The sequence below is a fragment of the Limnohabitans radicicola genome (assembly GCF_014837235.1).
Classification (GTDB): Bacteria; Pseudomonadota; Gammaproteobacteria; order Burkholderiales; family Burkholderiaceae_C; genus Limnohabitans_A; species Limnohabitans_A radicicola.
Map to the genome: position 1 here is coordinate 915,997 of NZ_JACYFT010000001.1, position 11,725 is coordinate 927,721.

General features: G+C 60.5%; 6 protein-coding genes. All 6 read right to left on the reverse strand.

Annotation, left to right across the window (positions count from 1 at the left end):
• Positions 1 to 28: 28 nt before the first annotated feature.
• The 6 genes from rsmB to rplJ all read right to left on the reverse strand — a co-directional run bounded on the left by rsmB (position 29) and on the right by rplJ (position 11,570).
• Entirely contained in the window at positions 29 to 1,366 is a 1,338-nt protein-coding gene (gene rsmB / locus IC609_RS04450; protein ID WP_191818231.1) for a 16S rRNA (cytosine(967)-C(5))-methyltransferase RsmB, read from the reverse strand.
• Positions 1,363 to 1,917 (reverse strand): hypothetical protein, encoded by a 555-nt coding sequence (locus tag IC609_RS04455; RefSeq protein ID WP_191818232.1) that lies wholly within the window; start codon positions 1,915 to 1,917, stop codon positions 1,363 to 1,365. Before IC609_RS04455 ends, rsmB begins: the two co-directional genes overlap by 4 nt.
• Positions 1,918 to 2,026: 109 nt before the next feature.
• On the reverse strand, positions 2,027 to 6,244 hold the full coding sequence (gene rpoC, locus IC609_RS04460) for a DNA-directed RNA polymerase subunit beta' (RefSeq protein WP_191818233.1): 4,218 nt from the start codon (positions 6,242 to 6,244) through the stop codon (positions 2,027 to 2,029).
• Positions 6,245 to 6,267: 23 nt separating this feature from the next.
• Positions 6,268 to 10,392 (reverse strand): DNA-directed RNA polymerase subunit beta, encoded by a 4,125-nt coding sequence (gene rpoB, locus IC609_RS04465; protein WP_191818234.1) that lies wholly within the window; start codon positions 10,390 to 10,392, stop codon positions 6,268 to 6,270.
• A gap of 252 nt (positions 10,393 to 10,644) precedes the next feature.
• Positions 10,645 to 11,022 carry a 50S ribosomal protein L7/L12 gene (gene rplL / locus IC609_RS04470; RefSeq protein ID WP_191818235.1) on the reverse strand — a complete coding sequence of 126 codons (378 nt, stop codon included), beginning with the start codon at positions 11,020 to 11,022 and terminating at the stop codon, positions 10,645 to 10,647.
• Positions 11,023 to 11,063: 41 nt separating this feature from the next.
• Entirely contained in the window at positions 11,064 to 11,570 is a 507-nt protein-coding gene (gene rplJ, locus IC609_RS04475) for a 50S ribosomal protein L10 (protein ID WP_191818236.1), read from the reverse strand.
• Between the last annotated feature and the right edge of the window lie 155 nt (positions 11,571 to 11,725).

Here is an 11,725-nt window from a genome sequence, read left to right on the forward strand (position 1 = left end):
CAGCGCGGCGCACAGTCTCGCGCTGCGTTCAAGCCGCCGTCGGACGTTTTTCCAGCAGTGCGTAATAAAAACCATCGTGCTCACCCAACGCATTGTCTCCGAGAGGCACGCCAACAGGCACGACACCGGGGATCAAATGCCTCGGAGAGGGGCAGAATCGGGCATCGGTGTTGCGCTGAAGAAACGAATCGACGACCGCATCGCCTTCGGCCTTGAACACCGAGCAGGTGCAATACAGCAGCCGCCCTCCTGGCTTGAGCAAAGGCCACAGCACGTTGAGCAACTGCGCCTGGGTACGGGCCAGCTGGGCGCTGTCGCCTGGGCGCCGCAACCAACGGACATCGGGATGCCGCCTGACGATGCCGGAGGCTGTGCACGGGGCATCGAGCAAAACAGCATCGAACTGTTGACCGTCCCACCACTGCGCGGGTTGCGCGGCATCGGCGGCGCGCACCTCGGCGTGCACCTGCAGCCGCTCCAGATTCTGGTGGATGCGCTGGCAGCGCTGCGCATCCACATCGAGCGCCAGCACCTGGGCGCGGGGACACAGTTCAAGCAAGTGCCCGGTCTTGCCCCCGGGGGCCGCGCAGGCATCGAGCACGCGCCAAGGTTGCGCCAGGTCCAGGCCCTGCATCAGCAAGGGGGCAGCCAGCTGCGCAGCCGCGTCCTGCACTGACACCTGGCCTTGCAGGAAACCTGGCAACTGCTGCACCGGCAAGGCCTTGTGCAATTGCAGGCCACTGCCCCCCACCGGGGTGGAAGTGACGCCCAGCGCTTCCAGGGCCGCCTGCACCTGACTCACCTTGGTGGTCCGCTCATTCACGCGCAGCGTCATGGGTGCAGGCGTTTGCGCCTGATCGAGCAAGCGGGTCCAGTGTTCAGGATGATCGGCTTGCAGGCGCTGCACCCACCAGTCGGGGTGGTTCCAGCGAGCCGCCACATCGCCCTGCACTGCTGCGACCAACGCGTCACGCTCGCGCAAAAAGCGCCGCAGGCAAGCATTGATGAAAGACGCTTGGCCCTGTGTTTGGCGGTGCTTGCGTGCGGCTTCCACCGCCTGGTTCACCAGCGTGTGGACCGGGTAAGGGGCCTGTGCCTCATTCCAGGCCAAAGCCAAGGCGGTGCACAGCAGAGCATCCGCGGCGGCCGGTGGTGGTTTTTTGGCCAGTTGCGCGCGCAAGGCCGTGGCACAGCCCAGCTGGCGCAAAGCCTGGAAACTCAAAGCCTGGGTTCCGGGACGCAAATCGGCCGGCAGCGCTTCGAGCTGGGCAGTCAGCGAGCGCCCGGCGCGCACAGCCTGCACCGCCTGGGCGCTGGCCTGCAGCAGCCGCCACAGCGGGGGCGCATGGTGAACAGCGGTGTTCATACCAGCTCCGACACGGACCGGTCGGCAAAATTCAGTGTCACGGCGGGGCGCAGGTTCAACCGGCGCGCCAGCCAACTGGCCGGGCTCTGCCCAATGGCCTCGTTGTAGGCATCGCAAGCGAGTCGGTAAGGTGCAAGCGTCATCGGCAAGCTTTGCAAGATCTTGTTTTGCGCCGACAGCAAGTGGGGCTTGACCGTGTCAGGAGCCGTGAGCATGACGCGGTCGATGCAGACCATCAGCGCCTCGTGTTGCTGCACGACCTTTTGCAGGACTTGCCCGTCCAGAGGCTGTGCGCGGGCGTCAGACAGGGCTTCAACCAAGGCATCGCTCGCGTCCTGCAGCAACTGCAGGTCCTCGGCCTCCGAGGCCCAGGCCAGAATCTGCCTGGCCGAAATGGCGCCTTGAAAACGCATCAGCCACTTGAGCCACAGAACGTCAACCACACCCCATTGGCGTGCCACATCACCGCGCAAACGCACCATGCGGTTGTGGGCGCCCACCACCCAGAACAGGCACAACGCCAACAACAGACTGACGATCAACCAGGCCATGCAAGATCCTTTGACTGCGCTTTTCAAGCCTTGACAACAAAACAGCCCCTGAACCGCTCGCGGCGCAGGGGCTGATCGGGGATCACCGATGAAACGGCGACCCTTTCACTCAGGCAGCTTCGCCAGCGTCGGTGACGGCGTCAGCAGCAGGCTCGCCTGCCAGCTCTGCAGCTTCGGCATCGGCGATGGCGCGGCGCTCGGCGTCGTCCATCTCGTCCTTGGCTTTGCGCGCCTGGTGGTAAGCCAGACCGGAACCCGCCGGGATCAAACGACCCACAATGACGTTTTCCTTCAGACCGCGCAGATCGTCGCGCTTGCCCATGATGGCCGCTTCGGTCAGCACGCGGGTGGTTTCCTGGAAGGAAGCCGCAGAGATGAACGAGTCGGTCGACAAGGACGCCTTGGTGATGCCCAGCAGCAAGTTGCTGTAGGTCGCAGGAATCTTGCCATCTTTTTGCAGGGCGTCGTTGGTGTTGAGCATTTCGGAACGCTCAACCTGCTCACCGGCAATGTAAGTGGAGTCACCGGCGTTTTCAACGACCACACGGCGCAGCATCTGACGAACAATCACTTCGATGTGCTTGTCGTTGATCTTCACGCCTTGCAAACGGTAAACGTCCTGCACCTCGTCAACGATGTAGCGGGCCAGCTCTTCGATGCCCAGCAAACGCAGGATGTCTTGTGGGTCGGCAGGGCCGTCCACAATGCTCTCGCCTTTGTTGACCACCTGGCCTTCGTGCACCAGGATGTTCTTCTCTTTGGGGATCAGCTCATCCCAGACCTTGCCTTCAGGGTCAGTGATCTGCAAGCGGACCTTGCCTTTGGTCTCTTTACCAAACGACACGGTACCGGTGATCTCGGCCAGCATGCCTTTGTCTTTGGGCGAGCGGGCTTCGAACAGTTCAGCCACACGGGGCAAACCGCCGGTGATGTCTCGGGTCTTCTGACCTTCAACAGGGATACGGGCCAGCACTTCGCCAGGGCCCACATCCATGCCGTCACGCACCTGAATCAGCGCGCCGATCTGGAAGCCAATCGTCACCGAGTGGTCGGTACCAGGGATCTTGACTTCCTTGCCAGCGGCGTCGATCAGTTTGACCTGAGGACGGACGACTTTGGCTGCACCGCGACGCTTGGGATCGATCACCACCAGGGTGGACAGCCCGGTCACTTCGTCGACCTGTTTGGCCACCGTCAGGCCTTCTTCGACGTTCTCGAATTTCACCTGACCGGCGAATTCGGTGATGATCGGGCGGGTCAATGGATCCCAGTTGGCCAAGACGGTGCCAGCCTTGATGGTCTGGTCCGCCTTGATCGACAGAATCGCGCCATAAGGCACTTTGTGACGCTCACGCTCACGGCCGTGTTCGTCGTGGATGATGATTTCGCCGGAACGGGCAATCACCACCAACTCGCCTTTGCTGTTGGTCACGTAACGCATCGTGGCATTGAAGCCGATGATGCCGTTGGACTTGGCTTCCACGCTGGAGGCCACAGCCGCACGCGAAGCCGCACCACCGATGTGGAAAGTGCGCATGGTCAGCTGAGTACCTGGCTCACCGATGGACTGGGCAGCGATCACACCAACGGCTTCGCCGTTGTTGACCAGGCCGCCACGGCCCAAATCGCGGCCATAGCACTTGGCGCACAGACCGAAACGGGTTTCGCAGGTCAGAGCAGTGCGGACCTTGACTTCGTCAACGCCAGCGGCTTCGAGTTCGTCGATCAGGTCTTCGTCCAGCATCACGCCAGCAGCCGCCAGCACAGCGCGGTTTTCGGGATGCAGCACATCTTCGGCCACGGTGCGACCGAGAATACGGTCACGCAGCGACTCGATCACCTCACCGCCTTCAACGATGGCGCGCATCAGCGAACCGTTGGAGGTACCGCAGTCGAGCTCGGTCACCACCAGGTCTTGCGTCACGTCCACCAGACGGCGGGTCAGGTAACCGGAGTTGGCAGTCTTCAACGCCGTGTCGGCCAGACCCTTACGGGCACCGTGCGTCGAGATGAAGTACTGCAACACGTTCAGACCTTCACGGAAGTTCGCCGTGATGGGTGTCTCGATGATGGAGCCGTCAGGCTTGGCCATCAGGCCACGCATACCGGCCAGCTGGCGGATCTGGGCGGCAGAGCCACGGGCGCCGGAGTCGGCCATCATGTAGATGGAGTTGAAAGACTCCTGCTCCACTTCCTTGCCATGGCGGTCGATGGTCTTCTCTTTGCGCAGTTGGTCCATCATCACCTTGGAGACGGCATCCCCGGCCTTACCCCAGATGTCCACGACCTTGTTGTAGCGCTCGCCAGAGGTCACGAGACCGGAGACGTATTGCTGCTCGATGTCTTTGACTTCTTTCTCGGCCGCTTCAATGATGGCGGGCTTCTCGGGCGGCACCAGCATGTCGTCGATGCCGATCGAGATACCGGCGCGTGTGGCCAGACGGAAACCGTTTTGCAACAGCTTGTCGGCGAACACCACGGTCTCTTTCAGACCGCACTTGCGGAAAGACGTGTTGATCAGCTTGGAGATTTCCTTCTTCTTCAGCGCCTTGTTCAGGTTGCTGAAGGGCAGGCCCTTGGGCAGGATCTCGGACAGCAGGGCACGGCCCACGGTCGTGTCGACCAGCGAGGTCGAGGGCACGAATTCACCCGTTTCCTTGTTCTTGGTCCACTCGGTCAGGCGCACGCTGATCTTGGCGGTCAGCTCGACCACACCGGCGTCCAGGGCACGCTGCACTTCACCGATGTTGGCGAAGATCAAGCCCTCGCCCTTGGCGTTGATGCGGTCTCGGGTCGTGTAGTACAGACCCAGCACCACGTCCTGCGACGGCACGATGGACGGTTCGCCCGAAGCGGGGAACAGGATGTTGTTGGAGGCCAGCATCAGGGTGCGGGCTTCCATCTGGGCTTCCACCGACAGGGGCACGTGAACGGCCATCTGGTCACCGTCAAAGTCGGCGTTGAAGGCCGCGCAAACGAGGGGGTGCAGCTGGATGGCCTTGCCTTCGATCAGCAGGGGCTCGAACGCCTGGATGCCCAAGCGGTGCAGCGTCGGCGCACGGTTGAGCATCACGGGGTGCTCTTTGATGACCTCTTCCAGGATGTCCCACACCACGGGTGTGCCGGCTTCGACTTCCTTCTTGGCAGCCTTGATGGTGGTCGCGATGCCCATGGCTTCAAGGCGGGCAAAGATGAAAGGCTTGAACAGCTCAATGGCCATCAGCTTGGGCAGACCGCACTGGTGCAGCTTGAGGGTTGGGCCCACGGTGATGACGGAACGACCGGAGTAGTCCACGCGCTTGCCCAGCAAGTTCTGACGGAAACGACCGCTCTTGCCTTTGATCATGTCGGCCAAAGACTTCAGGGCGCGCTTGTTGGCACCGGTCATGGCCTTGCCGCGGCGGCCGTTGTCCAGCAAGCTGTCCACGGCTTCTTGCAGCATCCGCTTTTCGTTGCGGGCAATGATCTCGGGGGCCTTCAACTCCAGCAGTCGACGCAAACGGCTGTTGCGGTTGATGACGCGGCGGTACAGATCGTTCAGGTCGGAGGTCGCAAAGCGGCCGCCATCCAGCGGCACCAGCGGACGCAGGTCTGGTGGCAGAACGGGCAGCACTTCGAGCACCATCCACTCGGGCTTGATGCCCGACTTCTTGAAGGCTTCGAGCACTTTGAGGCGCTTGGCGTTTTTCTTGACCTTGACTTCGGAGCCAGTCAGATCGCCACGCAGGCGCTCGATTTCGCTTTCGATGTCGATGCCTTGCAGCAATTCCTTGATGCCTTCGGCGCCCATCTTGGCCTGGAATTCGTCACCGTACTCCTTGACCTTGGCGTCGTAGTCGTCTTCGGACATGATGCTGAACTTCTTGAGCGGGGTCATGCCGGGATCGGTCACGACATAGGCTTCAAAGTACAGGACGCGTTCGATGTCGCGCAGCGTCATGTCGAGCACAAGGCCCAAACGCGATGGCAGCGATTTGAGGAACCAGATGTGGGCGCAAGGCGCGGCCAGGTCAATGTGCCCCATGCGCTCGCGACGCACTTTGGTCTGAGTGACTTCAACGCCGCACTTCTCGCAGATGACACCGCGGTGCTTGAGGCGCTTGTACTTGCCGCACAGGCATTCGTAGTCCTTGATCGGGCCAAAGATCTTGGCGCAGAACAGACCATCGCGCTCGGGCTTGAAGGTGCGGTAATTGATGGTTTCAGGCTTTTTCACTTCGCCGAAAGACCAGGAACGGATCTTTTCAGGCGATGCCAGACCGATGCGGATGGCATCGAAATGCTCATCGGGCGTGAACTGCTTGAACAGGTCGAGTAGTGATTTCATGGTTTGAATCCTTTGCCTGTGAATTAAGAACGCTCGAGCTCGATGTCAAGGCCCAGCGAACGGATTTCCTTGACCAGCACGTTGAACGATTCGGGCATGCCCGCCTCGATGGAGTGTTCGCCCTTGACGATGTTTTCGTAGACCTTGGTACGGCCTTGCACGTCGTCGGACTTGACGGTGAGCATTTCCTGCAGGGTGTAGGAGGCGCCGTACGCTTCCAGTGCCCACACTTCCATCTCACCGAAACGCTGACCACCGAACTGCGCCTTACCACCCAGCGGCTGCTGCGTGACCAGGGAGTAAGGACCGGTCGAGCGGGCGTGCATCTTGTCGTCAACCAGGTGGTGCAACTTCAGGTAATGCATGTAGCCGATCGTCGTGGGACGGTCAAAGGCGTCGCCCGTGCGGCCGTCAAACAGGTTGGCTTGTGTGCGTGTCGCGGTCAGGCCCTTGGCCTTGGCCAGGTCATCCGGATACGCCAGGTGCAGCATGGCGCGGATTTCTTCTTCGGCCGCACCGTCGAACACGGGTGAAGCGAAGGGGAAACCGTCCTTGAGGTTGTCGGCCATGGCCAACACTTCGTCGTCGGTCAGCTGCGACAGGTCTTCCTTGCGGCCCAGGCTGTTGTACAGCTGCTCAAACAGTTTGCGCAGTTGTGCAATCTTTTCGATGCGCTGAGTTTCAGCCTGCAGCATGTTGCCGATGCGCTGGCCGATGCCCTTGCCGGCCCAGCCCAAGTGGACTTCCAGCACCTGACCCACGTTCATGCGCGATGGCACGCCCAGCGGGTTCAGCACGATGTCGGCAGGGGTGCCATCGGCCATGTAAGGCATGTCTTCGACGGGCACGATCTTGGAGACCACGCCCTTGTTGCCGTGACGGCCGGCCATCTTGTCACCAGGCTGCAAGCGGCGCTTGACGGCCAGGTAGACCTTGACCATTTTCAGCACGCCTGCGGGCAGCTCGTCGCCTTGCGTCAATTTCTTGCGCTTTTCTTCGAACGACAGGTCGAAGCTGTGACGGGTTTGCTCCAACGAGTTCTTGATGGACTCGAGCTGGCTGGCCACGTCGTCTTCCGCAGGACGGATGTCGAACCAGTGGAACTTCTCGACAGAGTCGAGGTAGGTCTTGTCGAGCTTGGTGCCTTTGGCCAGCTTTTGAGGGCCGCCATTGGCCACACGGCCGATCAGCAGTTTTTCGATGCGGTCAAAAGCATCGGCTTCGACGATGCGCAGCTGGTCGTTCAGGTCCAGGCGGAAGCGCTTGAGTTCGTCGTCGATGATCTGCTGGGCACGCTTGTCGCGCACGATGCCTTCACGGGTGAACACTTGCACGTCGATCACGGTGCCTTGCGAGCCCTGGTCCACGCGCAGCGAGGTGTCCTTCACGTCGGAAGCCTTCTCGCCGAAGATGGCGCGCAGCAGCTTCTCTTCAGGCGTGAGGGTGGTCTCGCCCTTGGGTGTGACCTTGCCGACCAGCACATCGCCGGGCTGCACTTCGGCACCCACGTAGATGATGCCGGACTCGTCCAGGCGGCCCAGTTGCTGCTCGGACAGGTTCGGGATGTCGCGGGTGATTTCTTCCGCGCCCAGCTTGGTATCACGGGCCATCACCACGAGTTCTTCGATGTGGATCGAGGTGTAGCGGTCTTCCGCCACCACACGCTCAGAAATCAGGATCGAGTCTTCGAAGTTGTAGCCGTTCCAGGGCATGAAGGCGATCAGCATGTTCTGACCGATGGCGATTTCTCCCAGGTCGGTCGAAGCGCCGTCGGCGATCACGTCCCCCTTGGCCAGCTTGTCACCGCGCTTGACGATAGGACGCTGGTGGATGTTGGTGTTCTGGTTGGAACGCTGGTACTTGATCAGGTTGTAGATGTCCACACCGACTTCACCGGCCACGGCTTCTGCGTCGTTCACGCGGATCACGATGCGGGTCGCGTCGACATAGTCCACCACACCACCGCGGGTGGCTGTGACCACGGTGCCGGAGTCGATCGCGGCAACGCGTTCGATGCCGGTGCCGACCATGGGCTTCTCAGGACGCAGCACAGGCACGGCCTGACGCGACATGTTGGCGCCCATCAAGGCGCGGTTCGCATCGTCGTGCTCCAGGAAAGGCACCAGCGAAGCTGCCACAGACACGATCTGGGCGGGCGACACGTCCATGTACTGGATGCGCTCTGCACCGCACAGGATGGATTCGCCTTTTTCACGGGCAGAGACCAGGTCACCGGTCAGGCGACCGTCCTTGTCCAGGGTGGCGTTGGCCTGGGCAATGACGTACTTGCCTTCTTCGATGGCCGACAGGTAATCGATGTCCATCGTCACCTTGCCGTCCACCACGCGGCGGTACGGGGTCTCGATGAAACCGTACTCGTTCAGGCGGGCATACAGGGCCAGCGAGTTGATCAGACCGATGTTCGGGCCTTCTGGGGTTTCGATAGGGCAGACACGACCGTAGTGGGTCACGTGCACGTCACGCACTTCAAAGCCCGCACGCTCGCGGGTCAAACCGCCTGGGCCCAGGGCCGACACGCGGCGCTTGTGGGTGATCTCGGCCAGCGGGTTGGTCTGGTCCATGAACTGCGACAGCTGCGATGCACCGAAGAACTCTTTGAGCGCCGCAGAAATCGGCTTGGAGTTGATCAGGTCATGCGGCATCAGCGGCTCTTGCTCGGCCTGACCCAGACGCTCTTTCACGGCCTTTTCGATACGGGCCAAACCGGTGCGGTACTGGTTCTCGGCCAGCTCACCCACGCAACGCACGCGGCGGTTGCCCAGGTGGTCGATGTCATCGACTTCGCCACGACCATTGCGCAGGTCCACCAGGATCTTGACCACGGCCAAGATGTCTTCGTTGGTCAGCACCATGGGGCCGGTGGGCTCGTCGCGGCCCACGCGGGCGTTGAACTTCATGCGGCCCACGCGCGACAGATCGTAGGTGTCGGGGTTGTAGAACAAGCGCTGGAACAGGGCTTGCACAGCGTCTTCGGTGGGCGGCTCGCCAGGACGCATCATGCGGTAGATGGCCACGCGCGCGGCAAATTCATCCACGGTTTCGTCGATGCGCAGGGTTTGCGAGATGTAGGCGCCCTGGTCAAGTTCGTTCGTGTAGATGCATTGCAACTCTTGAACGCCAGCCGAGCGCAGTTTCTTGAGCAACACCTCGGTCAACTCTTCGTTGGCCTTGGCGATGATCTCGCCGGTATCGCCATCGACGATGTTCTTGGCGACCACGCGGCCGATCAGGAAATCTTCGGGCACGCTGATGTGCGTGGTGCCAGACTGCTCGAGTTCACGGGTGTGGCGCGCGGTGATGCGCTTGTCCTTGGCGACCACCACCTTGCCGGATTTGTCGGTGATGTCGAAACGGGCCACTTCACCACGCAGACGCTCGGACACAAACTCCATTTGTGCGCCGCTGTCCATCAGACGGAAATTGTCGTTGACGAAGAAGTTCGCCAGGATCGATTCGGGGTTCAGGCCGATGGCCTTGAGCAGGATGGAGACCGGCATCTTGCGACGGCGGTCGACGCGGAAGTACAGGATGTCCTTCGGATCGAATTCGAAGTCCAGCCAGGAACCGCGGTAAGGGATGATGCGGGCGGAGAACAGCAGTTTGCCCGAGCTGTGGGTTTTGCCCTTGTCGTGTTCGAAGAACACGCCAGGCGAGCGGTGCAACTGAGACACGATCACGCGCTCGGTGCCGTTGATGATGAAGGAGCCCTTGTCGGTCATCAGGGGCACTTCGCCCATGTAGACCTCTTGCTCTTTGACTTCTTTGACCACTTTGGACTGCGATGTCGATGACTCGCGGTCGTAAATGATGAGCTGCACGCGGGCGCGCACGGCCGAAGCAAAAGTCAGACCACGGGTCTGGCACTCGCGCACATCAAATGCAGGCTTGGCCAGGTTGTATTCGACGAATTTCATCTCGACAAAACCGTTGTGCGAGACGATGGGGAAAGCCGACTCGAAGGCGGCTTGCAGGCCTTCGTGCGAGCGTTTGGAGGGGATCATCCCTGCCTGCAAGAACGACGTGTAAGCGTCTTTTTGCATTTGCAGCAGGTAGGGAACTTCGAGCACGCTTTCGCGGCTGCCGAAACTTTTGCGGATTCGCTTGCGTTCGGTGTATGTATAGGCCATGAGATCTCCGGGCTTGATCTTTCAGGACTGTGTGTTGCTCGCGCATTTCAGCGCAGGCAACGGGCTTGGCGGCTGGCCTCTACCAGCGTTGGCGGACGGTTGCGCATTGCACGCAACCCGAACCAAGGGTCTTCTGCAGTCGGGTCAGAAGACACTGAAAAAAAGCATTTGCAAAGCTGCTTTTCAGTGCGCTCTTCAAGCACCAAAGGCTGGAGGCCCTTGCGGACACTCCAGCCTTGGAACGAGACCGAATTACTTGAGTTCGGCCTTGGCGCCAGCTTCTTCCAGCTTCTTCTTGGCGGCTTCGGCGTCTGCCTTGGGCAGAGCTTCCTTGACAACCTTCGGAGCGCCGTCGACCAGGTCTTTGGCTTCTTTCAGGCCCAGGCCGGTGATTTCGCGAACAGCTTTAATCACGGACACTTTGTTGGCGCCAGCGTCAGTCAGAACGACGTTGAAGTCGGTCTTCTCTTCAGCAGCAGCACCACCAGCAGCAGCGCCGCCAGCAGCAGGAGCGGCCATGGCGGCAGCGCTCACACCAAATTTCTCTTCGATGGCTTTCACCAGGTCGTTGAGTTCCAGGACCGTCATGCTGTCGAGCGCGGTCAAAAATGCGTCTTTATCGAATGCCATTTTTTGTTTCCTAACAATTGGTTAAAACACGAATGCTGGCCTTAAGCGGCAACAGCTTCGCCTTCGCCTTTTTTGGCCGCCAGAGCGCCCAGCACCACGGCGGTACGGGACATTGGCGACATCAGCAAGCCACACAACTGGGCCAACAGCACTTCCTTGGAAGGGATGCTTGCGAGTTGTTTGACGCCGTTGACGTCCAGGGCCTTGCCTGCAAATGCACCAGCGCGAATCACCAGCTTGTCGTTGGTTTTTGCGAATTCGGCCACCACTTTCGCGGCAGCCACTGCATCTTCAGAGAAGCCATAGATCAGCGGACCGGTCATCTGGTCAGCGACAACTTCAAACTGGCTACCAGCCACAGCACGGCGGGCCAAGGTGTTTTTCAACACGCTCAGCGAAACGCCCTGGCTGCGTGCTTTGACGCGCAGGTTTGTCATGTCAGCGACCGTGATACCGCGGTATTCCGCAATCACCAGCGTTTGAGCTTTAGCTGCGAGGCCGGTCACTTCGGAAATGACCGCTTCTTTCTCACTGCGATTCAGACTCAAGGTCTACTCCTTAAAATGTGCTTTCGGGACAACCCTAGAGCACGCCTATTTGCAGCGACCAACTGTTTTTGGAAATTCATCCATCTGCAGCGGGATCGCCATCTGCGTTGGCGGGGGTTTTGCAACCCACCGATTAAGTGCCCTGAGACACACCA